We start from the raw sequence: 22,209 nt of genomic DNA, 5'->3' as shown, positions 1-22,209 counted from the left end.
ATGAAAAGCCTGAATAACTCCATGCTCGGCAGCGCCGCGCTGCTGGTCCTGTTCCTGGTGCTCTGGCAATGGGGCCCGGGCCTGCTCGGCATGCCCGAATTCGTCATGCCGCAACTGAGCCGCGTGGCCCAGGAAAGCCTGGTGATGTGGCACAGCGGCGGCCTGTTGCAACACACCCTGATCACCGCGCTGGAGATCATCGTCGGCTTCGGCCTCGGCGCCCTGCTGGGGGTGGTGATCGGCGTGTCCCTGGGCCTGTCGCCCGCCGCCGAAGCCATGTTGTCGCCCTACATCCTGGCCCTGCAGATCGCCCCGAAAGTGGCCTTCGCGCCGCTGTTTGTGATGTGGCTGGGCTACACCATCTACCCGAAGATCCTGATCGCCATCCTGATCGTGTTCTTCCCGGTAATGATCAACGTGCTCTCGGCGATCCGCACCGTCGATCCGGACATGATCAACCTGGTGCGCACCATGAACGCCAGCCGCTGGCAGATCTTCCGCCTGGTGGAGTTCCCCTCGGCCATGGCCGCGCTGTTCTCCGGCCTGCGCATCGCCTCGACCCTGGCGGTGATCGGCGTCACCGTCGGCGAGCTGGTCGGCGGCAACCAGGGCCTGGGCTTCCTGCTGGTGGATGCCGAGGGCCAGGGCAACACCGCCGGGGTGTTCGTCGCCATCGTCATGCTCACCCTGATCGGGGTGATCGCCTACGGCGCCGTGGTCTGGGCGGAAAAACGCGTCCTGCACTACATGCCCAAAGCCATGCTGAGCACCCAATAATGAACAGTCAGAATCTTCTGCTTGAAGGGCGCCGGGTGCTGGTCACCGGCGGCGCCCGTGGCCTGGGCTACGCCTTCGCCCAGGCCATCGGCCGGGCCGGTGCCCGGGTGGTGATCGCCGACGTGCTGCAAGAGCGCGTGCAGCAAACCGCCAGCGAACTGCGGGCCCAGGGCCTGGACGTCCAGGCCGTGACCCTCGACCTGGCCCAGCCGGCCTCCATCGACGCCTGCATCGCCGCCACCCTGGACCTGCTCGGCGGCCTCGACGGCCTGGTGAACAATGCCTCGATCACCAACTCCGGCGGCAAAGGCTGCGAAGAGCTGAGCATCGACACCTGGGACCAGGTGATGCAAGTCAATGTGCGCGGCACCTGGCTGATGACCACCGCCTGCCTGCCGGCCCTGCGCGCCAGCGGCCACGGCGCCATCGTCAACCTGGCCTCCGACACTCCGCTGTGGGGCGCGCCGAACCTGCTGGCCTACGTCGCCAGTAAGGGCGCGATCATTGCCATGACCCGCAGCCTGGCCCGCGAGCTAGGCGCCGACAACATCACGGTCAACGCCATCGCCCCCGGCCTGGTGCTGGTGGAGGCCACCGCCTACGTGCCCGAGGCACGCCACCGTTTGTACAACGACCAGCGGGCCATCCAGCGCCCGCAACTGCCCGAAGACGTCAGCGGCGCCGTGCTGTTCGCGCTGTCCGACCTTGCCCGCTTCATCACTGGACAAACCCTGCCGGTCAACGGCGGGTTCGTCATGCCTTGATCTGGAGACCGTCATGACCGATCTATCTGCCCAAAACGCCACCCCGAAAAGCTGGGACCGCCCTGCCGGCGCCAGCCTGGAAAGCTGGATGAACACGCGGATCGCCCGCTACCAGACACGCAAGTACGACTGGGACGCGCTGAAGTTCCAGGCCGACTACGACCCGAAATTCCGCCGCGCGCAAATGCGCTACATCGGCACCGGCGGCACCGGCGTCAGCAGTGACATGAACACCATTCCGTCGGAGCACTTCACGTTCTCCACCATGGTCATCCCGGCCGGCCACGAAGGCCCGCCGCACCTGCACATCGACGTCGAGGAAGTGTTCTTCGTCCTGCGCGGCAAGCTCAAGGTGGTGCTGGAAAAGGACGGCGAGCGCTTCGAGACCATCCTCACCGACCGCGACGTGATTTCCGTGCCGCCGGGCGTGTACCGCGAAGAAATCAATATCGGCGACGAAGACGCGCTGATGTGCGTGATGCTCGGCGCGAAAAAACCGATCACCCCGACCTATCCGCCAGAGCACCCTCTGGCCTCGATCAAGCGCGGATAAGTCCATGTTGCCAGGCCTCTCTCAACCCGTATCGACGGCGGACCTCCAGGCCCGACTGACCCGGGACTTTGCCCAGCGCCAGGTGACCGTGGCCGGCGGCCGGCAGGCCCTGCGCGAGTGCGGCGCGGGCCCGGCGATCGTGCTGCTGCACGGCATCGGTTCCGGGGCGGCGTCCTGGCTAGAGGTGGCCCGACAGCTGGCGCCCCAGGCCCGGGTCATCGCCTGGGACGCGCCCGGCTACGGCGATTCCAGCCCCCTGGAATCCCCCGCGCCCAAGGCCGAGCACTACGCCGCCCGCCTGGTGCAGATGCTCGATGCCCTGGACGTCGAGGAATGCGTGCTGGTGGGGCATTCCCTCGGCGCGCTGCCGGCCCTGGCCTTCGCTCGCAGTTCACAGGCGAGCCGGGTGAGTCGCCTGGTACTGATCAGCCCGGCCCGGGGTTATGGCGCGCCGGAACGCGGCGAGCAGCGCCAGCAGGTGCGCCGCCAGCGCCTGGAGAACCTGGAGCATCTGGGGATCGCCGGCCTGGCCGAGCAACGCAGCGCCCACATGCTCTCGCCCAACGCCGCGCCACAGGCCCTGGCCTGGGTGCGCTGGAACATGGCGCGGCTCAACTCCGCGGGTTATCGCCAGGCCATCGAGCTGCTGTGCGGCGACGACCTGCTGCGCCACGGCCAGCCCGGCATGCCCTGCGAAGTGCATTGCGGCGAGGCCGACCGCATCACCCCGGCCGAGACCTGCCTGACCCTGGCCAAGGCGCTGGGCGCCAGCTTCAACCTGATCGCCGACGCGGGCCATGCCAGCCCCATCGAACAACCGCTGGTGGTCGCGGGCCGCCTGGCCTTTGCCATCAAAGAATCCCTGACAGGTAGAACCCTATGAACGACTCCGATCCGCTGAAGGACGCTCAGGACAAATACATAGTGCCGGGCCTGGAGCGTGGCCTGTTGCTGCTCTGCGAGTTCAGCCGGCGCAACCGCACCCTGACCGCGCCGGAACTGGCCCGCCGCCTGGCCCTGCCGCGCTCGACCATCTTCCGCCTGCTCACCACCCTGGAAACCATGGGTTTCGTCACCCGCAGCGGCAACGAATACCGCCTCGGCATGTCGGTGCTGCGCCTGGGCTTCGAATACCTGGCGTCGCTGGAGCTGACCGAGCTCGGCCAGCCGCTGCTGGCGCACCTGTGCGACCGCCTCAACTACCCGAGCAACCTGGTGGTGCGCGACGGCCGCTCGATCGTCTACGTGGCCAAGGTCTCGCCGCCCTCGGTGTTCTCCAACGCGGTCAACGTCGGCACCCGCCTGCCGGCCCACGCCACGGTGCTGGGGCGCATCCTCCTGGAAGACCTGTCCCTGGCCGAACTGCGCGAGCTGTACCCCGAAGAGCATCTGGAGCAGTACTCCCACAGCACGCCGAAAACCGTGCTGGAGCTGTTCGACATGGTCCAGGCCGACCGTCAGCGCGGCTTTATCAGCGGCGAAGGTTTCTTCGAATCGGCGATCTCCACGGTGGCCGCGCCAGTGCGCGACCAGAGCGGGCGCATCGCCGCGGCCCTGGGCGTGACCATCCCCACCACGCAGATCGGCCACGTCAATTTCGAGGAACTGCTGTCGCAGGTACGCCGCAGCGCCGACGAGCTGTCGCGCCTGCTCAACTACAACGGCGTGGCCCACGACGGGCAACAGCGCGTGACCGCCTTGATGAGGGATTGAGATGAGCCTTTATCAACTGCAAGGTCGCACCGCGATCGTCACCGGCGGCTCCTCGGGCATCGGCCTGGCCTGCGTCGAACTGCTGCTGGAAGCCGGCGCCGCCGTGGCCTTCTGCGGACGCGACGGCGAGCGCCTGCGCAGCGCCGAAGCCGGCCTGCGCCAGCGCTTCCCCCAGGCCCGGATGCTGGCCCAGGTGTGCAACGTGCTCGACGCCGAATCGGTCAGCGCCTTCGCCCATGCCAGCCAGGCCGCGCTCGGCGAGGCCAGCGTGCTGATCAACAACGCCGGGCAAGGCCGGGTCTCGACCTTCGCCGACACCAGCGACGCCGCCTGGAGCGAAGAGCTGAACCTGAAATTCTTCTCGGTGATCCACCCGGTCCGTGCCTTCAAGGCCCAGCTGGAAAGCCAGCGCGAGGCCGCCATCGTCTGCGTCAACTCGCTGCTGGCCTGCCAGCCGGAACCGCACATGGTCGCCACCTCGGCCGCCCGCGCCGGGGTGATGAACCTGGTGCGCTCAATGGCCACCGAATTCGCCCCGCAGGGCATCCGGGTCAACGGCATCCTCATTGGCCTGGTGGAGTCCGGGCAATGGCGCCGGCGCTTCGAGGCCCGCGAAGAACGCGACCTCGACTGGGCGCAATGGACCGCCCGCCTGGCCCAACAAAAACACATTCCCTTGGGGCGCCTGGGCCTGCCGCTGGAAGCGGCCCGCGCGATCCTGTTCCTGGCCTCGCCTCTGTCGGCTTACACCACAGGCAGCCATATCGATGTATCCGGAGGCCTGTCCCGCCATGCGTAACGAAAACACTGTCACCGTGGGCGCTGCCATCACCGCCTTTCTCGAACAATGCGAGGTCAAGGCCGCGTTCGGCGTGATCTCGATCCACAACATGCCGATCCTCGATGCCTTCGCCGTGCGCGGCAATATCCGCTTCGTCATGGCCCGCGGCGAAGCCGGCGCCGCCAACATGGCCGACGCCTATGCCCGCACCACCGGCGGCCTCGGCGTGTGCCTGACCTCCACCGGCACCGCGGCCGGCAACGCCGCCGGCGCCATGGTCGAAGCACAGACCGCCGGCACGCCGCTGCTGCACATCACCGGGCAGATCGAAACGCCGTACCTGGACCAGGAACTGGCCTACATCCACGAAGCCCGCGACCAGCTGAACATGCTCAAGGCGGTGTCCAAGGCGGCGTTCCGCGTGCGCAGCGTCGAGACCGCCATCAGCACCCTGAAGCTGGCGGTGCAGACCGCCCTGACCGCGCCGACCGGCCCGGTGAGCGTGGAAATCCCGATCGACATCCAGTCGACCTTTATCCCGATGCCCACCGACCTGTCGCCGTTGCCGATCCCGGTCGCGGTGCCGGCGCCGGAAGCCCTCGACCTGGTCGCCGAACGCCTGGCCGGGGCCAAGCGTCCGCTGCTCTGGCTCGGCGGTGGCGCCCGGCATGCCGGGGCGCAGGTCAAGCGCCTGCTGGCCATGGGCGTGGGCGTCATCACCTCGACCCAGGGCCGCGGCGTGGTCAACGAAGACGACGAGCGTTGCCTCGGGGCCTTCTCGCAGAACAAGCGGGTCGAGCAGTTCCTGCAAACCTGCGACGCGCTGCTGATCGCCGGCTCGCGGCTGCGCAGCAACGAGACCTTCAAGTACGCCCTGAAGCTGCCGCAGAACACCCTGCGCATCGACGCCAACCCGGCCATCGAAGGCCGCAGCTACGCCAGCGAACTGTTTATCTGCGGCGACGCCGCGCTAGCCCTGGAAGGCCTGGCCGACCGCCTCGAGGGCCGCTTGCAGACCGACCCGAATTTCCTCGTCGAACTCAAGGCGGTCCGCGAGCAATCGCGCAGCCAGCTGGTGGCCGACCTGGGGCCGTACTCGGCGATGGTCGAACAGCTGCAGGCCAGCACCGGCCGCAACTTCTCCTGGGTGCGCGACGTGACCCTGTCCAACAGCATCTGGGGCAACCGCCTGCTGACCCTCTACCATCCGCGCGCCGGGGTCCACGCCCTCGGTGGCGGCATCGGCCAGGGCCTGGCGATGGGCATCGGCGCGGCCGTGGCCGCCGCCGAAACCGCGCCCGAGCGCAAGGTCTTCGCCCTGGCCGGCGACGGCGGTTTCATCCTCAACCTCGGTGAGCTGGCGACCCTGGTCCAGGAGCGCGCCAACCTGGTGATCCTGCTGATGAACGACCAGCGCTACGGGGTGATCCGCAATATCCAGGACGCGGTCTACGGCAGCCGCCATTGCTACGTCGACCTGCACACCCCGGACTACACCAAGCTCGCCGAGTCCCTGGGGCTGCGCCACGGCCTGGTCACCGACCTCAAGGACTTCGGCAAGGTGGTGGACAGCGCCCTGAGCCAGCCCGGCCCGTTCCTGCTGGAAGTCGACATGCTCAGCGTCGGCAACTTCGCCACCCAGTTCGCCGGCCCGCCCAACAGCGAAACCAAAGCCCAGAAGGCCACCGCCTGAGGATCGCGCCATGTTGCATATCACCATGATCGGCTGCGGCGCCATTGGCGTCGGCGTGCTCGAACTGCTGGAGCAGGACCCGCAGTTGTGCGTGGACTACGTTATCGCCTCCCAGGGTTCCGAAGCCCTGGTGCGCCAGCGCCTGGCCAGTTTCAAGCAGCCGCCGCAGGTACTCACCGCGCTGCCGGCCGACGCCCGTCCGGACCTGCTGGTGGAATGCGCCGGCCACCGCGCCATTGAAGAACACGTGCTGCCGGCCCTGGAGCGCGGCATCGCCTGCCTGATCGTCTCGGTCGGCGCACTGTCCGAAGTCGGCCTGGTGGAGCGCCTGGAAGCCGCCGCCGAACGCGGCCAGACCCGCATCGAACTGCTGCCCGGCGCCATCGGCGGCATCGATGCGCTGTCGGCGGCCAAGGTCGGCGGGCTGGACTCGGTCAATTACACCGGGCGCAAGCCGGCCCGTGCCTGGAAGAACACCCCCGGCGAGCAGGCCTGCGACCTCGACAGCATCAGCGAGGCCACGGTGATCTTCCAGGGCAGCGCCCGCGAAGCGGCGCGGCTGTACCCGAAGAACGCCAATGTCGCCGCCACCCTGTCGCTGGCCGGCATCGGCCTGGATCGCACCCAGGTGACGCTGATCGCCGACCCCCACAGCGACGAGAACGTCCACCACTTCGAAGCCCGTGGCGCCTTCGGCGGTTTCGAGTTGAGCCTGCGCGGCAAGCCGCTGCTGGCCAACCCCAAGACCTCGGCGCTGACCGTGTACAGCGTGGTCCGTGCCCTGGGCAACCACGCCCACGCGATATCCATTTAAGGAGCCGGTCGATGACCCTCGAACAGACTTTACCGATCTGCATCGCCGGCGAGTGGCGCCTGGGCCGCGGCGAGCGTTACGCCAGCCGCTACCCGGCCACCGGCGAAGCCGTGGCCTGGCTCAACGCCGCCGATTTGCAGGATGTCGAAGACGCCATCCAGGGCGCGCACCAGGCGTTCCTGCACAGCGGCTGGGCCCAGCGCAAACCCCACGAGCGGGCCGGCGTGCTGTACCGCATCGCCGAACTGATCCGTGAGCACGGCGAAGAGCTTGCGCAATTGCAGCGCCAGGACAACGGCAAGCCGATCAACGAGACCCGCGCCCTGGTGGCCAGCGCCGCCGGCACCTTCCAGTTCTTCGCCGCGGCCTGCGAAACCCTGGAAGAAACCATCACCCCGTCGCGCGGCGATTTCGTCAGCATGAGCGTGTATGAGCCGATGGGCGTGGTCGCTGCGATCACTCCGTGGAACTCGCCGATCGCCAGCGAGGCGCAGAAGGTCGCGCCGGCCCTGGCGGCGGGCAACGCGGTGGTGATCAAGCCAGCGGAAATCACCCCGCTGCTGGCCCTGCGCCTGGCGCGCCTGTGCGAAGAAGCCGGCCTGCCCAAGGGCCTGGTCAGCGTGCTGCCCGGCAAGGGTTCGCTGCTCGGCGACGCCCTGACCCGCCACCCGCTGGTCAAGCGCGTGTCGTTCACCGGTGGCACCCGCACCGGCAAGCACATCGCCCATATCGCCGCCGACAAGATGATGCCGGTGTCCCTGGAACTGGGCGGCAAGTCGCCGACCATCGTCCTCGACGACGCCGACCTCGACCACGCCGTGGCCGGGGTGCTGTACGGCATCTTCAGCTCCTCGGGCGAAGCCTGCATCGCCGGCTCCCGGCTGTTCGTCGCCCGCGCCTTGTACGAGACGTTCATGCAGCGCCTGGTGGCGGCCGCGGCCAACCTGCGGGTCGGCGACCCGGCGGACGAAAGCAGCCAGATGGGCCCGCTGATCAGCGCCAGCCATCGCGAATCGGTGGAGCGCTACGTGGCCCTCGGGCTGGCCGAGGGCGGGCGCCTGCGCCTCGGCGGGCAACGGCCGAGCGGTGCGCTCTACGACCAGGGTTACTACTACCCGCCGACCATCCTCGAAGGCCTGCACAACGGCCAGCAGGTGTGCCAGGAAGAAATCTTCGGCCCGGTGCTGGTGGCCATGCCCTTCGATGACGAAGCGCAACTGCTAGAGCAGGCCAACGACAGCCTGTACGCCCTCGCGGCCGGGATCTGGAGCCGCGACTACAAGCGCGCCTGGGCCCTGGGCCGGCGCCTGCAGGCCGGCACGGTGTGGATCAACACCTACAAGCAGTTCTCGATCTCCACGCCCTTCGGCGGCTGGCGCGACAGCGGCCTGGGCCGCGAAAAAGGCCGCCTGGGCATCCTGCAGTACATGGAACAGAAGAGCCTCTATTGGGGCATGAACGAACAGCCACTGGCCTGGGCCGGTGTGCCACGAGAGGTAGCGCTATGAGCGTGTTAGGCATCGATGAAGTCACCTATGGCGTCGAGGATCTGGACACCTGCGTGCGGTTTTTCAGCGACTGGGGCCTCAAGCAAGTCAGCGCGCAGCCCGATGAGGTGATCTTCGAAACCCTCAACGGCTGCCGCGTGGTACTCGCCGACCTGAACAAGCCGGGCCTGTCGCCCGCCATCGAGGCCGGCTCCACCGTGCGCGAAGTGGTCTGGGGCGTGGCCAGTACGGCGGACCTGGCGCTGTACCGCCAGCGCATCGCCCATGACCCGGGGTTCGTCGAGGCCGACGGGCGCATCGGTTGCACCGATCCCAACGGCCTGGCGATCCGCCTGCAAGTGACCCGCAAGCGCGAGATCGACATCGAGTGCAGCGGCCACAACACCTGGCAGACCAAGGGCCGGATCAACAAGGCGGCGCCGGTCTATGAACGCGCGACGCCGATCGAAGTCGGCCACGTGGTGTTTTTCGTCAAGGACGTGAACGCCTGCGAAGCCTTCTACCACGAGCGTTTCGGCTTCCAGGCCTCGGACCGTTACCCGGACCGCGGGGCGTTCTTGCGCACCGCCGAGGAAGGCGGCCACCACGACCTGTTCATGCTGCAACTGCCGGCGCCGCGGGCCGGGCTCAACCATGTGGCGTTCACCGTGCGCGACGTGCACGAAGTGTTCGGCGGCGGCATGCACATCTCCCGCAGCGGCTGGACCACCGAGATCGGCCCGGGGCGGCACCCGGTGTCTTCGGCGTTCTTCTGGTACTTCAAGAACCCCGCCGGGGCGCTGGTGGAGTACTACGCCGACGAAGACCAGCTGACCGGTGAATGGCAGCCACGCACCTTCGAACCGGGGCCCACGGTGTTCGCCGAATGGGCCATCGCCGGCGGCATCGACGGCCACACCCGGCGCCAGCAGAACGTCGAGGCGCCGCAAGGCAAATTCCTCACCGACAAACCGAAACCCTGAGCAGGAGTCGTCCATGTCTTCCCTGAACATTGCCATCGCCGGCGCCGGTATCGGCGGCCTGACTGCCGCCATCGCCCTGCACCGCGCCGGCCACCGGGTCACCGTGTTCGAACAGTCGAAAGCCTTCCTGCGGGTCGGCGCCGACATCAACCTCACGCCCAATGCGGTGCGCGCGCTGGATGGCCTGGGCATAGGCGCCGCGGTGCGCCTGCCGGCCGCCCGGCCGACCCATCGCATCAGCCGGATGTGGGACAGCGGCGAAGAAACCTCGCGCCTGGAAATGGCCGACGCCGCCGAGCGCAAATACGGCGCGCCGCAACTGACCATCCACCGCGCCGACCTGCTGGCGGCCCTGGCCGAAGTGTTCCCGCCGGAGCAGGTGCAATTCGCCAAGCGCGCCGAGCGGGTTGAGCAAGACGCCGACGGCATCGCGCTGCACTTCAGGGACGGCAGCCAGCATCGCTGCGATGTACTGATCGGCGCCGACGGTATCCACTCGGTGGTGCGCAACGCGCTGTTCGGCGAAGAACATCCGCGCTTCACCGGGGTGGTGGCCTACCGCGCGGTGGTGCCGGCCGAGCTTGTGGCCCAGGTGCCGAACATCCAGGCCTTCACCAAATGGTGGGGCCCCAACCCGCAGAGCCAGATCGTCACCTTCCCGCTGAACCAGGGTAAGGACATCTTCATCTTCGCCACCACCGCCCAGGACAGCTGGCACGAGGAGTCCTGGACCAGCGCCGGCGACGCCGAGGAGCTGCGCAGCCACTACCGGGCGTTCCACCCGGACGCACGCGCCCTGCTCGACGCCTGCACCGATGTGCTCAAGACCGCGCTGTACGAGCGCGATCCGCTGCCGTTCTGGTCCAGGGGCGCGATCACCCTGCTGGGCGACGCCTGCCACCCGATGATGCCGTTCATGGCCCAGGGCGCCGGCCAGGCCATCGAGGACGCGGTGGTGCTCGCCCGCTACCTGCACGACCTCGACAGCCCGGCGTCGGTCGCCGCGGCCTTGCAGGCCTACCAGCAGGCGCGCCTGGCGCGCACCAGCCAGATCCAGATCGGCTCGCGGGGCAACCAGTGGCTCAAGGACGGCGGCAACGCCGACTGGGTCTACGGCTATGACGCCTGGGCCGTGCCCACCGACAGCGCGGCCTGAACATGAGCGAGACATTGCTGGTGACCGTGCTGCTCAAGCACGACCAATCGAAGAACCTGGAAGACATCCAGCGCCACATGAAGCAGCAGGACTGGTGGGAACGCTTCCCCCCGCAAGGCGTCGAGCTGGTGTCGTGGACCGTGGCCATGGGCCTGGGCCAGATCGTCACCCTGCGCTTGCCGCCGAGCCTGCTGCCGGCCCTCAACGTCGAGCTCGAACGCTCGGCCTGGGGCGTGTTCGGCACTGAGGTTTTCCCGACATACGACTTTATCCCGGTGCGCGAAACGATCCGCGAACGGGTACGCAACGGAGGTCAATGACATGAACACCCACGAACGATTCCTCGAACCCCATCAGGCGCGCAAGCGGCCCAACACCCAGTTCGAAGAGCTGCTGGGCGATTCCATCGAGCGCGCTTTCGGCAATGGCGTGAGCGAGCTGCCGGCGCTGCTCGCCCACCTCAACCTGGCCGGGCCGCCCTGCCCGCTGACCAGCGGCGAGTGGACCGAGGATGCCTATAAAACCCTGATGGCCCGGCTGGGCGAATGACCCGGCGCAAGGAATAACAAGATGAATACGCAACTGACCGTCGACCCTGTTGAAAATCACCTGGCCAATGGCCTCAAGGACCTCTGGTTCCCGGTATTGCCGTCGGACCTGCTGGGCGAGAAACCGGTATCGGTGCGTCGCCTGGGCTACAAGATCGCCCTGTGGCGCGACAACGATGGCAGCGTCCACGCCCTGGAAGACCATTGCCCCCATCGCGGCGCGCCACTGTCCCAGGGGCCGGTGCTGGGCGATCGCTTGCAATGCCCTTACCACGGCGTCGAAGTGCGCTGCGACGGCACCGTGACCAAGGTGCCCGGCAGCCCTGGCTGCAAGCTCGAAGGCAGCCGGCCGACGCGGATGTTCCACACCCGCGAAGCCGCCGGCGCGATCTTCCTGTTCAACGCCACCGACCCGCACTTGGAAACCCCGCCGGAACTGGTGCTGCCGGAGCAGCTGACTTCCCCCGAGTGGAGCAGCTTCGTCTGCTACACCGAGTGGAAAGGCGATTACCGCTACGTGCTCGACAACGTCATGGACCCGATGCACGGCACCTACCTGCACAAGATGTCGCACTCGATGAGCGAAGGTGAAGCCACCGCCAGGTTCATCACCCGCGACACCGACAACGGCTTCTTCTTCGAGAAGGAAGGCCAGCGCGGGGTGAACTTCGACTGGACCGAGTTTATGGACAACGGCTGTCACTGGTTGCGCCTGGAAATTCCCTACCCGAAAACCGGCGGCCCGGGCGGCAACTTCACCATCATCGGCAGCTACACCCCGAGCAGCCGCTCGCTGGCGGCGGTGTTCCACTGGCGTTGCCGACCGCTGACCGGCTGGCAGCGCGACACCTGGCGCTTCCTCTACAAGAACCGCCTGGAAGCACGGCACTGGGCGGTGCTGGAGCAGGACCGGGTGCTGCTGGAGTTCATGGAGCCGGACGCCAACCAGCGCGAAAACCTCTACCAGCACGACCTGGGCGTGGTGCGGCTGCGGCGCTACCTGAAGAACGCCGCCAAGGCCCAGCTCGAACTGATCGAAGCGAAGCAGCTGCCATGAACCAGGCCGTGCACCGGGTTCGCAGCGCAGCCGTGGCCGAGCCGGCCGGCGCCAGTTGGTCCAATGCCCTGGTGATCGGCCGCGAGGTGCTGCTGTCCGGCATGACCGCGCACCCCGCCAGCCGCGAGGCCGCGCAAGCCGGCGCGGCGCTGGATGGCTACGCCCAGACCCTGCTGGTGCTGGGCAAGATCCAGGCATTGGTGGAAGCCGCCGGCGGCCATATCGGCAATATCTGTCGGCTGACGGTGTACCTCACCGACATCGCCGACAAGGAGCAGGTGGGCCGCGCCCGGCGCGATTTCTTTGCCGGGCAGGCGCTGTTCCCGACCTCCACCCTGGTGGCGGTCAGCGCACTGGTGTTTCCCGAACTACGGGTCGAGATCGAGGCCGGCGCCCGGCTCGATGTCGATCTGCGTACCGTCATAGAGGTGAACGATGTCTAAACCCTCCCTCCTCACCGCGCGCGTCCACACCCTGCGCTACGAAGCCGAAGGCATCATCAGTGTCGAGCTGCGGCCCCTGGGCGATACGGTGTTCCCGCCGTTCGACGCCGGCTCGCACATCGACCTGCACCTGGCCAACGGCCTGGTGCGCAGTTACTCGCTGCTCAACTCGCCCAGCGACCAGGGCCGTTACGTGGTCGGCATCCTGCGCGACCGCAACAGCCGCGGCGGCTCGGAGTACGTGCACAGCCAGCTGCGGGTCGGCATGCACCTGTCGATCGCCGCGCCGCGCAACAACTTCGAACTGGAGCCGAGCGCCAGCCACAGTGTGCTGGTGGCCGGCGGCATCGGCATCACCCCGATCTACTGCATGTTCCGCCAGCTGCTGGCCCTGGGAAAATCCGCCGAGCTGATCTACTGCGCCCGCTCGCGCCAGGAGGCCGCGCTGGTGGAAGAGCTGAGCGGGCTCAAGGCCCGGGTGATCTACCACTTCAACGACGAGAAAGGCGCGCCGCCGGACCTCGCCGCCTACCTCGCCGGCCAGCCGGCGGACACACATTTCTACTGCTGCGGCCCAACGCCGATGCTCGATGCCTTCGAAGCCACCTGCGAACGCCTGGGTTATCCCCATGCCCACATCGAGCGCTTCGCCGCCGCCGAGTTGCCACCCAGCGCAGACGCCCAGAGCAGTTACAGCGTCGAGCTGAAAAAGTCCGGCAAGACCCTGTCCGTGGAGCCCGGCCTGAGCCTGCTGGATGTGCTGCTCGAAGCCGGCTGCGACATCGACCACAGCTGTCGCGAAGGGGTCTGCGGCTCCTGTGAAACGCGGGTGGTGGAAGGCGAGATCGACCACCGCGACGGCGTGCTGACCAAGGCCGAACGGGCAGCCAACCGATCGATGATGGTCTGCGTTTCCGGCTGCAAGAGCCGGCGCCTGGTGCTGGATCTCTAGCGCGCTATGTAATTGCTACGTAACGGTTACGTAATTACTACGTAATCGTTGCGAGGCAAAGGCTGTACGGCTGTTACATACCGCCAAAACCGCTGAAAGGCTGCAAAACGACCGCTGTAGCCGCTGCCGAGCTGGCGAGGCTGCGATCGGGTGCGCAGCAGCCGCAAAACCTGCCAACCGCAATTCAATTGATACCCCGCAGCGCCCGGCTTGTGGCCCCTGCGGTGCCGTTCGCAGCCTCGCGGGGCTCGGCAGCGGCTACAGAATCCAGGTGCCCGCCGAAGGCCCACAATGGCAGCCCCAACCGCTGAAAAGCTGCAAACGGGGTTGTTGTTCGATCGGGTGCGCAGCAGCCGCAAAACCTGCCAACCGCAATTCAATTGATACCCCGCAGCGCCCGGCTTGCGGCCCCTGCGGTGCCGTTCGCAGCCTCGCGGGCTCGGCAGCGGCTACAGGCAATGATTTCGGCCTTTTTTAGGCTCGCGGTTTATGGCGAAAAATGAACTTTCGCTGCAACCGACAGGCATCTGATTGTTCACCAGTAAAACAAACTTCCTGCCCGCTTATTTAACAGCGTGCAATAAAGACGCACCTATAACGCGCAACTTTGTTACCCACTTTCCCTGCTGTTCCACCGGCTGCACAAGAGCCTGTGTTTCCCATATAAACAATTGTTTTCAATCAACTTTTCATAAAAATCCAAGATGCCGGTCGCCTGGCACAGTTCCTGCTCTACCCCTGTAAATCCACGGGCCAAACGGCGTTCCGCCGATAAAACAACAATAGCCAGCACTTAATCCGGCAAGACCCACTCCCTCCACAGTTGCCTTATCAGGCAAGCGGGTAAGTGTTGCCGATCGTCAAGTAGCGCCGAGCATTAAAGGTGAGGTCAAAAATGAAACGTCATGTCTTATGTGCAGGATTGATGGTAGTCAGTTGCGCAAGTTTCGCCGTCGAACCCATTCCTTCCGCCGCCGTGCGGGCCAACGCCGCCAACAAGCCTTTTCCGCATATCTCCTGGCGCAGTGACGACGGCGACAGCAGCCTGGATATCGGCGGCGCACTGCGCACCAATTACCGCGACGAACATTGGGACACCACCGAGAATAACGGCCGGTTCCTGTTCGACACCTTCCGCCTGGATGTGCAGGCCACCTACAAGAACCTCTACAGCGATATCGGCTACTGGTTCCAGGACGACGGCAAGCGCTCCATCGACCGTGGCTTCGTCGGCTACCGGCTCAACGCCAACTCCAGCCTGCAACTGGGGGCGCCGTTCAAGCCCTTCGGCCTGGAGCCCTATCCGCAGTTCGGCTGGAGTTATCACATCCCGTTTTTCATGGGGTATGGGGTGAGCGCCGGCTCGGGCCTCAAATACACCTACAAAGATCAGGACTGGGACGTGCAGCTCGGCTACTTCCCGCGCATGCTGCCCACGGATATTCGCTACTCGCCGGAAGTCGGGCGTTACGCCGACCTCGATAACAACGCCATCGCCTTTACCCAGTCGCGCCAGGACAACGAGAAGCGCAACCAATTCAACGCCCGTGTGGCGCGGACCTTCAACAGCGATGGCTGGAAGACCGAGATCGGCGCCTCGCTGGCCACCGCCCAGCTCTACAACGCCACCACCAGGGACGATGGCGACTACTGGGCCGCGGGCGTGCACGCGGTCATCAGCAAGGGGCCGTGGACCGTCACCACCCAGGGCATCCGCTACGAGTTCGATCCCCAGAACCCGGCCGGCGTCAGCCAGGATTCGGTGCTGATGGGCGGCAACGGCCTGACGCCGGCGTACCTGATCGCCTCCAAGGCCACCATCGCCTCGTTCAACGTCGGCTACGACATCTACACGCCCAAGCTCGGGCAATTGAAGAAGATCAAGCTGTACAACGACTACAGCCGGATGATGAAAGACCGGAGCGGCTGGGACGACTCGCAGATGTACACCGTGGGCGCGCAGTTCCTGGCCATGCCGATCATGGCCTGGGTCGACCTGACCTGGGCCCGGAACGCCAACCCCTACGGCGGCGCGGAGAACGGCAGCGGCTTCACCAGCACCAGCTCGGTGGGCAGCAACCAGTGGTACTACCGGACCAACGTCAATATCGGCTACTACTTCTGAGGCCCGCGGCCGGTCGACACTCCTGTGCAAACGCAAAGGTGTCGCCGGCATCCTGAGCGACGGGATCATCTTCCGTAGGAGCGGCCGGTCGACGCTCGATTGCTCGCGATAGCCGCAAAGCGGCGCTCCACCCGCCCCACCGCGTGATCGTCGAGCGCCACCTGCGCGCCTGCACAAGCGCGCCGAGGCGCTCGCGCAAGAACCGATTCAGCCCCTTTCCCCGCCTGCCGTTCCTCGGCTCGACGCGCTACATGCAGACGGCGGGCGCGCGCACCGGTATAGTGCGCCCCCTCTTCACGTGGGCGGCCGTCGGTAACGAGGCTCAACCTCACGGGAAACCCGAACTAATAACAACCCGCGAATTGGAACCGGGACGAACACTCGGCCCACCTGTCGTGCTGTCTGCGCGACGGTGTGTAACTCGATGTTTCGGACCGCCCAGCTTCTGCCTTTACAAAAAACAGCGAGGAATACTTCATGCTCGAAGTCATCAACGACTTCCTCTCAGGGAAAGTACTGATCGTGCTCATTGTCGGGCTCGGCAGCTACTTCACGATCCGCTCGCGTTTCGTTCAATTGCGCCACTTCTTCCACATGTTCGCGGTGTTCCGCGACAGCCTCAAAGGCAGCGCCGGGCAGCTCAGCTCGTTCCAGGCCCTGATGCTCAGCCTCGCCGGCCGCGTCGGTGCAGGCAACATCGCCGGTGTCGGCATCGCCGTGACCCTCGGTGGTCCGGGTGCGGTGTTCTGGATGTGGGTGACCGCACTGGTCGGCATGTCCAGCAGCTTCTTCGAATGTACCCTGGCCCAGGTCTACAAGCGCGCCGATGGCGACGGCCTGTACCGTGGAGGTCCGGCCTACTACATCCAGCACGGCCTGAAGCTCAAAGGCATGGCGGTGGTGTTCTCGATCCTGCTGCTGGTCACCTACGGCTTCGCCTTCATCGGCCTGCAGTCCTACACCGTGACCCACTCGCTGCAGAACGCCTTTGCCTTCGACCCACAACACACCGGTATCGTCCTGGCGGTGCTGCTGGCCATCACCTTCATCGGCGGCATCAAGCGCATCGCCTCGGTGTCCGACCTGCTGGTACCGATCAAGACTCTGGCCTATATCGGCGTGACCCTGTACGTGATCGGCACCCAGATCGAACACGTCCCAGCCATGCTGGAAACCATCTTCAAGAGCGCCTTCGGTCTCGACCCGGCCTTCGGCGGCTTGCTCGGCAGCGCCATCGTCATGGGCGTGAAGCGTGGCGTGTTCGCCAACGAAGCGGGCCTGGGCAGCGCGCCGAACGTCGCCGCCGTGGCCGCCGTGAAGCACCCGGGCGCCCAAGGCGTGGTCCAGGCTTTCAGCGTGTTCCTCGACACCTTCGTGATCTGCACCTGCACCGCGCTGCTGATCCTGCTGTCGGGCTTCTACACCCCGGGCTTCGAAGGTGACGGCATCGTCCTGACCCAGAACTCGCTGGCCGCCGTGGTCGGTGACTGGGGCCGCATGTTCGTCAGCGTCGCGCTGTCGCTGTTCGTCTTCACCTGCATCCTCTACAACTACTACCTGGGCGAGAACAGCCTGCAGTTCCTCACCCGCAACCGCACTGCGCTGATGACTTTCCGCGGCCTGGTGCTGGCGCTGGTGGTCTGGGGTTCGATGCAGGACCTGTCGACCGTGTTCGCCTTCGCCGACATCACCATGACCTGCCTGGCCTTCGTCAACCTGGTGGCCCTGGCCATGCTGTTCAAGGTTGGCCTGCGTGTGATGCGCGACTACGACGAGCAGCGCCGCGCCGGCGTCAGCCAGCCAGTGTTCGACTCCAGCAAATTTACCGATCTGGACCTGGACCTGAAGGCCTGGCCGACCAGCCCGTCGGTTGCTGCCGAGGCCGACGTTCAGCCGCAAGGCATTCCCGCAGCGCAACGCTGATCGGGTAAAAAACCGGGCGCATGTCTTGCGCCCGGCGTGACACAAGCGGCGGTCAGCTTCATGCTCGACCGCACGCTGTCATCGTTCCGGAGACTCCTCAATGAATGCCAACACCTATCCTGCCGCGCAGAACGTCATGGTGCTCTACACCGGCGGCACCATCGGCATGCAGGCCAGCGCCCACGGCCTGGCCCCGGCCTCGGGTTTCGAGGCGCGGATGCGCGACTACCTGCACAGCCAGCCCGAGCTGGTGGTGCCCGACTGGCGCTTTCGCGAGATGGCGCCGCTGATCGACAGCGCCAACATGACCCCCGCCTACTGGCAGCGCCTGCGCGAAGCCGTGGTCGATGCGGTCGACGTGCAGGGCTGCGACAGCGTGCTGATCCTGCACGGCACCGACACCCTGGCCTACAGCGCCGCGGCCATGAGCTTCCAGCTGCTGGGCCTGCCCGCCCGCGTGGTGTTCACCGGCTCGATGCTGCCGGCCGGGGTGACCGACAGCGATGCCTGGGAAAACCTCGGCGGCGCCCTGGTCGCCCTCGGCCAGGGCCTGGCGCCGGGCGTGCACCTGTACTTCCACGGTGAACTGCTGGCACCGACCCGCTGCGCGAAGATCCGCAGCTTCGGCCGTCATCCGTTCGCGGCATTGCAGCGCCAGGGCGGCGGAGCCAAGGCGACCTCGATTCCGCCGCAATTGGATTACCGCCAGGGCAAGCAACTGGCCAGGGTCGGCGTCTTGCCGCTGGTGCCGGGCATCGCCGCCGAACAACTCGACGCCCTGCTGGGCAGCGGCATCCAGGCGCTGGTGCTGGAGTGCTTCGGCAGCGGCACCGGGCCGAGCGATAACCCGCAGTTCCTGGCCAGCCTGCAACACGCCCGGGACCAGGGCATCGTGGTCGTGGCCATCACCCAATGCCATGAAGGCGGCGTGGAGCTGGACATCTACGAGGCCGGCAGCCGCCTGCGCGGCGTCGGCGTGCTGTCCGGCGGCGGCATGACCCGCGAAGCGGCGTTCGGCAAACTCAACGCCCTGCTCGGCGCCGGCCTGGACAGCGCCGAAGTGCGGCGCCTGGTGGAGCTGGACCTGTGCGGCGAGCTGAGCTGACAGCGCGTCATCGTTCACCGTCATCGCGAGCAAGCTCGCTCCTACAGAAGCTCCACAGTCCCTTGTAGGAGCGAGCTTGCTCGCGATAGCTGCAAAGCGGCGATCCAGCCGCCGCCCCACACCAGCGTTGGAATTTGGTTGCGGGCGCGGCATACAAATTGCTCCGTTTTCAGCATCCCCCGGGCTGGAAACGGACATGCTGCATTCCCACCTCACCACCCTCAACGCCGTCTCGCTGGTGCTCAACACCTTCAAGGACCAAGGGCTGCCCAGTGACGCGCTGCTGGCCGGCAGCGGCATCAACGCCGCCGACCTGAGCCGCGCCGACACCCGCATCACCACCAACCAGGAAATGCTGGTGTGCGCCAACGCCGTGGCCCTGCAACGGGATATCGGCCTGGAGCTGGGCCGGCGCATGCACGTCTCCAGCTACGGCATGCTCGGTTATGCCCTGCTCACCAGTGCCACCTTAGGTGACGCTTTGCGCCTGGCGCTGCGTTATCCGGCGCTGTTGGGAACACTTTTCGAGCTGAGCCTGGAGGCGGACGGCGAGCTGATCTGGCTGACCGCCGCGGATTACCGCGAAAACCCGGCGCTGGCGACCTTCAATATCGAGTTCTGCCTGGTGTCGTTGAAGGTCATCTGCGACGACCTGCTGGGCCATCCGCTGCCCTTGCGCGGCGCCCGCTTCGACTACCCCGCCCCCGATTACCAGCGCCGCTATGCCGAGCGCTTCGACTGCCCGCTGCAATTCGATGCAGCCTGCAATGCCTTCGCCTTCGACCGACGCTGGCTCGAACAGCCGCTGCCCCTGGCGGACGCCATCACCCACCAGGCCATGGCCGAACGCTGCCGCAAGCAGAACACCGAGTTCACCGGGCGCCAGGCCTGGCTCGGGCGCATCCGCCAGCTGCTGGCGGCGCAACTGGACGCCGCGCCGGGCCTGGAAGGCCTGGCCGAACAGATGAACTGCTCGGCCCGCACCCTGCGCCGACACCTCAAGGACCTGGGTTGCAGCTATCAGGAACTGCTCGACGAGCTGCGTTTCGAGCGCGCCAAGCAGATGCTCTGCGAGGACGACCTGCCGATCTACCGCATTGCCGAAGCCCTGGGCTTCAGCGAAACCGCGAGCTTCCGCCATGCCTTCGTGCGCTGGAGCGGCGTCGCCCCAAGCCAGTTCCGGCCCTGACACAAACCCCGGCATAAAACCGCCGATTGCATTACATTGCCGGCCTTTCATACCGGCAAGGGACTGCAAACGTGAACTTCTTTACAGGCATCGTTGCCAGGCACATCCGCTTTTGCGCGAACGGCCTGGCGCTGCTGATGCTCGCCATCGCCCCCGCCGTCCAGGCATTCGACCTGGACCTGGCCAAGATCAAATGGTGGCAAGTCTCCCGCGGTATCGTCCTGGACGAACCGGAAACCGCCACCCTGCAGATCAAGCCGTTCCCCCTGCCAGGCCTCGAGCAGCTTCCGGCGCGGATCGTGCTCAGCCAGTACCGCGGGCTGTTTTATCTCAACGCCTACCAGGACGCGCAGTACCAGCAGCGCATCTACAAGTCGCCGCCCTTGCCGCTGTTCAGCCCCGAGGAACTGCGGGCCTGCGTCTCGCCGGACGACCCGATCCAGGTCTCGGACAACTGGCCGCCGAGCAATCAACTCGAAGTCGGGCTGAGCCTGACGCCCTTGAGCTTCAACTGCATCAGCCCGGACTGGCAGCTCAGCCAGCGTTATCTGCTGATCGACCAGCGCTATCCGCAGCAGCCGATGCTGGCCGTCAGTCACCGCCGCGACCTGACCCAGATGGACTTCACCCCATTGCAACCGATCGGTAGCGAGATCGAGCAACAGTGGTTGTACGCCCTGCAGCGCTTTCCTGCATGGTTCCGGCCCTTCAGCAGTGGCACGGGCCCGATCACCTTCAATGCCTATTCTCCACCGGCCACGGCGGACGACGCCTGGACCCAGTTCCGCGAACTCCACGAACAACTGCGCAAAGCCAAGGACAAAGGGCCAGGCCTTCGCCAGGTGGAAGACTTCTTCGCCGCCCATGACTTTCGCACCATGGCCCAGGACCGCAGCGAATACCCGGGCCTGCTCAACGACATCGCCTACTGGACCAGCGAGGCCGGCCAGCTGAAAACCGCCCGCCCCTGGCTGTTGGAGGTGTTGCGCCGGGAACCCGGGCGCATGCCGACCTACCTCAACCTGGCCGACCTGGACTGGGCCCAGTTCGAACAACGGCCGCTGGACAACATCCACCAGGGCCGCGCCATCGAACGCTATCGGCTGTATTGCGGCATGCGCCTGCAACGCCAGTTGAGCGTGCCGCCGCGCGTATTGCAGCGCCTGGGCCTGAAATCCGCCAACCCGCAGGCGTGCCAGGGCTTCTGGCCGCTGGTGGCCGCCGTGGATGCTGGCGACGCGGCTGAGGTCCGGCGCTTGCTGGCCAGCGGCGTCAGTGGCGAAGTCATGGCCGATGACGGGCGCAGCGCCCTGCTGCACGCCCTGGACGCGCCAAACCTGGAGATCGCCCGACTGCTGCTGGCCCACGGCGCCCATACCCGCGGCCAGTACAAATGGACCACCCTGGCCCTGCTGGCCATGGAGCGCGACCTCAAGGACAGCCCCGACCTGAACCAAGGCGGGCGCCTGAAGTTCCTGCTGGAAGCCGGCGTCGCCATCGACGAGCAAAACAGCCGAGGCTACACCCCGCTGATGCAACTGGCCGAGCAGAAGCGCAACCTCGAAGGCTTCACCTGGCTGCTGCAACACCCACAGAACCTCGAACTGCGCACCGTGGATGACAACGAAACCGCACTGTACCGAGCGTTCTGGGGAAACAACTACGCGGCCATGAGGCAGCTGATCGAAGCCGGTGCCAATCTCAACCTGAACTACGGTCGTGGCACCTGCTCCAACCAACAACCCGGCGGCCAGAGCCTGCTGACGTTCGTCGCCGACAAGACCTCCGCCGACGACAAGTCCCCCACTGTCAGCCAGCAGGAGACCCTGGACATGTTCACCCTGCTGCTGGAGAAAGGCGCCGATCCGAATGCCGGCCAGCGCTGCGAGAAAAACGGCCGCGCCCTGCTGCTGGGTATCCTCGCCCGGAAAAAACGCGAGGACATGCTCCAGGTGCTGCAGCGCTTCGATCAAGCGCCGCCCGCAAGCTGACCCCGCTGGCGCCCCGCAAGGGGGCGCCGTGCTGTTTCAAGGGGCGAATTGCGGACACAGGTTTTGGCCATATCGATCCCCTTTTGGCCGCTCCTGCCGTTCTCCAAAAGCCCCGGCGCCGCAAGACTGTGAGCACCGAACCAGCCTGCGGAGAA

21 protein-coding genes are annotated in these 22,209 nt (G+C 66.3%); all 21 read left to right on the top strand.

What is annotated here, in order from left to right; translation table 11 throughout:
• The 21 genes from BMY68_RS15435 (at window position 1) to BMY68_RS15335 (ending at window position 22,054) form a co-directional block, all read left to right on the top strand.
• Window positions 1–777, top strand: coding sequence for an ABC transporter permease (locus tag BMY68_RS15435; RefSeq protein WP_007928506.1), 777 nt, complete (start codon window positions 1–3; stop codon window positions 775–777).
• Window positions 777–1,541 (top strand): SDR family oxidoreductase, encoded by a 765-nt coding sequence (locus BMY68_RS15430; protein WP_085532785.1) that lies wholly within the window; start codon window positions 777–779, stop codon window positions 1,539–1,541. Before BMY68_RS15435 ends, BMY68_RS15430 begins: the two co-directional genes overlap by 1 nt.
• Before the next feature lie 13 nt (window positions 1,542–1,554).
• Window positions 1,555–2,094: a cupin domain-containing protein gene (locus BMY68_RS15425; protein ID WP_085532783.1), complete on the top strand. Its 540-nt coding sequence runs from the start codon at window positions 1,555–1,557 to the stop codon at window positions 2,092–2,094.
• A 4-nt stretch (window positions 2,095–2,098) separates the two neighbouring features.
• Window positions 2,099–2,977 carry an alpha/beta fold hydrolase gene (locus BMY68_RS15420; RefSeq protein WP_085532781.1) on the top strand — a complete coding sequence of 293 codons (879 nt, stop codon included), beginning with the start codon at window positions 2,099–2,101 and terminating at the stop codon, window positions 2,975–2,977.
• On the top strand, window positions 2,974–3,807 hold the full coding sequence (locus BMY68_RS15415; RefSeq protein WP_085532779.1) for an IclR family transcriptional regulator: 834 nt from the start codon (window positions 2,974–2,976) through the stop codon (window positions 3,805–3,807). Before BMY68_RS15420 ends, BMY68_RS15415 begins: the two co-directional genes overlap by 4 nt.
• A 1-nt stretch (window position 3,808) precedes the next feature.
• Window positions 3,809–4,606 (top strand): SDR family oxidoreductase, encoded by a 798-nt coding sequence (locus BMY68_RS15410; RefSeq protein ID WP_085532777.1) that lies wholly within the window; start codon window positions 3,809–3,811, stop codon window positions 4,604–4,606.
• Window positions 4,599–6,281 carry a thiamine pyrophosphate-binding protein gene (locus BMY68_RS15405; RefSeq protein ID WP_085533178.1) on the top strand — a complete coding sequence of 561 codons (1,683 nt, stop codon included), beginning with the start codon at window positions 4,599–4,601 and terminating at the stop codon, window positions 6,279–6,281. Before BMY68_RS15410 ends, BMY68_RS15405 begins: the two co-directional genes overlap by 8 nt.
• A 10-nt stretch (window positions 6,282–6,291) precedes the next feature.
• Entirely contained in the window at window positions 6,292–7,095 is an 804-nt protein-coding gene (locus BMY68_RS15400) for an aspartate dehydrogenase (RefSeq protein ID WP_085532775.1), read from the top strand.
• Between the two features lie 11 nt (window positions 7,096–7,106).
• Entirely contained in the window at window positions 7,107–8,603 is a 1,497-nt protein-coding gene (locus tag BMY68_RS15395) for an aldehyde dehydrogenase (protein WP_085532773.1), read from the top strand.
• Window positions 8,600–9,565, top strand: coding sequence for a VOC family protein (locus BMY68_RS15390; RefSeq protein WP_085532771.1), 966 nt, complete (start codon window positions 8,600–8,602; stop codon window positions 9,563–9,565). The genes BMY68_RS15395 and BMY68_RS15390 overlap by 4 nt, the downstream gene beginning before the upstream one ends.
• 13 nt (window positions 9,566–9,578) lie before the next feature.
• Window positions 9,579–10,721, top strand: coding sequence for an FAD-dependent monooxygenase (locus tag BMY68_RS15385; RefSeq protein ID WP_085532769.1), 1,143 nt, complete (start codon window positions 9,579–9,581; stop codon window positions 10,719–10,721).
• 2 nt (window positions 10,722–10,723) lie between these two features.
• Window positions 10,724–11,041, top strand: a complete 318-nt coding sequence (locus BMY68_RS15380) for a hypothetical protein (RefSeq protein WP_085532767.1) — start codon at window positions 10,724–10,726, stop codon at window positions 11,039–11,041.
• Between the two features lies 1 nt (window position 11,042).
• The gene (locus BMY68_RS15375) at window positions 11,043–11,270 is read left to right on the top strand and encodes a recombinase-like helix-turn-helix domain-containing protein (RefSeq protein ID WP_007928486.1); all 228 of its coding nucleotides are present in this window, start codon (window positions 11,043–11,045) and stop codon (window positions 11,268–11,270) included.
• A gap of 21 nt (window positions 11,271–11,291) precedes the next feature.
• Window positions 11,292–12,326, top strand: coding sequence for an aromatic ring-hydroxylating oxygenase subunit alpha (locus tag BMY68_RS15370; RefSeq protein ID WP_085532765.1), 1,035 nt, complete (start codon window positions 11,292–11,294; stop codon window positions 12,324–12,326).
• Window positions 12,323–12,769 (top strand): RidA family protein, encoded by a 447-nt coding sequence (locus tag BMY68_RS15365; protein WP_085532763.1) that lies wholly within the window; start codon window positions 12,323–12,325, stop codon window positions 12,767–12,769. The genes BMY68_RS15370 and BMY68_RS15365 overlap by 4 nt, the downstream gene beginning before the upstream one ends.
• A complete protein-coding gene (locus BMY68_RS15360) occupies window positions 12,762–13,721 on the top strand; it encodes a PDR/VanB family oxidoreductase (RefSeq protein WP_085532761.1) in 960 nt (319 codons plus the stop codon). Before BMY68_RS15365 ends, BMY68_RS15360 begins: the two co-directional genes overlap by 8 nt.
• 895 nt (window positions 13,722–14,616) lie before the next feature.
• Entirely contained in the window at window positions 14,617–15,846 is a 1,230-nt protein-coding gene (locus BMY68_RS15355; RefSeq protein WP_085532759.1) for a hypothetical protein, read from the top strand.
• A gap of 477 nt (window positions 15,847–16,323) precedes the next feature.
• Window positions 16,324–17,769, top strand: a complete 1,446-nt coding sequence (locus BMY68_RS15350) for an alanine/glycine:cation symporter family protein (RefSeq protein WP_085532757.1) — start codon at window positions 16,324–16,326, stop codon at window positions 17,767–17,769.
• A 100-nt stretch (window positions 17,770–17,869) separates the two neighbouring features.
• A complete protein-coding gene (locus tag BMY68_RS15345; RefSeq protein ID WP_085532755.1) occupies window positions 17,870–18,874 on the top strand; it encodes an asparaginase in 1,005 nt (334 codons plus the stop codon).
• Window positions 18,875–19,070: 196 nt separating this feature from the next.
• Entirely contained in the window at window positions 19,071–20,063 is a 993-nt protein-coding gene (locus tag BMY68_RS15340) for an AraC family transcriptional regulator (protein ID WP_085532753.1), read from the top strand.
• A gap of 71 nt (window positions 20,064–20,134) precedes the next feature.
• Window positions 20,135–22,054, top strand: a complete 1,920-nt coding sequence (locus BMY68_RS15335; RefSeq protein ID WP_085532751.1) for an ankyrin repeat domain-containing protein — start codon at window positions 20,135–20,137, stop codon at window positions 22,052–22,054.
• The last annotated feature ends 155 nt before the right edge of the window (window positions 22,055–22,209 follow it).

The organism is Pseudomonas sp. NFACC41-3, from assembly GCF_900109505.1.
In the GTDB taxonomy this organism is placed as follows: domain Bacteria; phylum Pseudomonadota; class Gammaproteobacteria; order Pseudomonadales; family Pseudomonadaceae; genus Aquipseudomonas; species Aquipseudomonas chlororaphis.
Note: the sequence above shows the minus strand (reverse complement) of the source record. Positions and strands in the feature narration are given on the sequence as shown.

Bases quoted from the DNA above. Each gene is read 5' to 3' on its own strand.
- BMY68_RS15425 (WP_085532783.1), top strand. From the start codon at position 1,555: ATGACCGATCTATCTGCCCAAAACGCCACCCCGAAAAGCTGGGACCGC.
- BMY68_RS15350 (WP_085532757.1), top strand. From the start codon at position 16,324: ATGCTCGAAGTCATCAACGACTTCCTCTCAGGGAAAGTACTGATCGTG.
- BMY68_RS15355 (WP_085532759.1), top strand. From the start codon at position 14,617: ATGAAACGTCATGTCTTATGTGCAGGATTGATGGTAGTCAGTTGCGCA.
- BMY68_RS15360 (WP_085532761.1), top strand. From the start codon at position 12,762: ATGTCTAAACCCTCCCTCCTCACCGCGCGCGTCCACACCCTGCGCTAC.
- BMY68_RS15405 (WP_085533178.1), top strand. From the start codon at position 4,599: ATGCGTAACGAAAACACTGTCACCGTGGGCGCTGCCATCACCGCCTTT.
- BMY68_RS15415 (WP_085532779.1), top strand. From the start codon at position 2,974: ATGAACGACTCCGATCCGCTGAAGGACGCTCAGGACAAATACATAGTG.
- BMY68_RS15400 (WP_085532775.1), top strand. From the start codon at position 6,292: ATGTTGCATATCACCATGATCGGCTGCGGCGCCATTGGCGTCGGCGTG.
- BMY68_RS15430 (WP_085532785.1), top strand. From the start codon at position 777: ATGAACAGTCAGAATCTTCTGCTTGAAGGGCGCCGGGTGCTGGTCACC.
- BMY68_RS15380 (WP_085532767.1), top strand. From the start codon at position 10,724: ATGAGCGAGACATTGCTGGTGACCGTGCTGCTCAAGCACGACCAATCG.
- BMY68_RS15340 (WP_085532753.1), top strand. From the start codon at position 19,071: ATGCTGCATTCCCACCTCACCACCCTCAACGCCGTCTCGCTGGTGCTC.
- BMY68_RS15435 (WP_007928506.1), top strand. From the start codon at position 1: ATGAAAAGCCTGAATAACTCCATGCTCGGCAGCGCCGCGCTGCTGGTC.
- BMY68_RS15420 (WP_085532781.1), top strand. From the start codon at position 2,099: ATGTTGCCAGGCCTCTCTCAACCCGTATCGACGGCGGACCTCCAGGCC.
- BMY68_RS15365 (WP_085532763.1), top strand. From the start codon at position 12,323: ATGAACCAGGCCGTGCACCGGGTTCGCAGCGCAGCCGTGGCCGAGCCG.
- BMY68_RS15375 (WP_007928486.1), top strand. From the start codon at position 11,043: ATGAACACCCACGAACGATTCCTCGAACCCCATCAGGCGCGCAAGCGG.
- BMY68_RS15370 (WP_085532765.1), top strand. From the start codon at position 11,292: ATGAATACGCAACTGACCGTCGACCCTGTTGAAAATCACCTGGCCAAT.
- BMY68_RS15410 (WP_085532777.1), top strand. From the start codon at position 3,809: ATGAGCCTTTATCAACTGCAAGGTCGCACCGCGATCGTCACCGGCGGC.
- BMY68_RS15345 (WP_085532755.1), top strand. From the start codon at position 17,870: ATGAATGCCAACACCTATCCTGCCGCGCAGAACGTCATGGTGCTCTAC.
- BMY68_RS15385 (WP_085532769.1), top strand. From the start codon at position 9,579: ATGTCTTCCCTGAACATTGCCATCGCCGGCGCCGGTATCGGCGGCCTG.
- BMY68_RS15395 (WP_085532773.1), top strand. From the start codon at position 7,107: ATGACCCTCGAACAGACTTTACCGATCTGCATCGCCGGCGAGTGGCGC.
- BMY68_RS15390 (WP_085532771.1), top strand. From the start codon at position 8,600: ATGAGCGTGTTAGGCATCGATGAAGTCACCTATGGCGTCGAGGATCTG.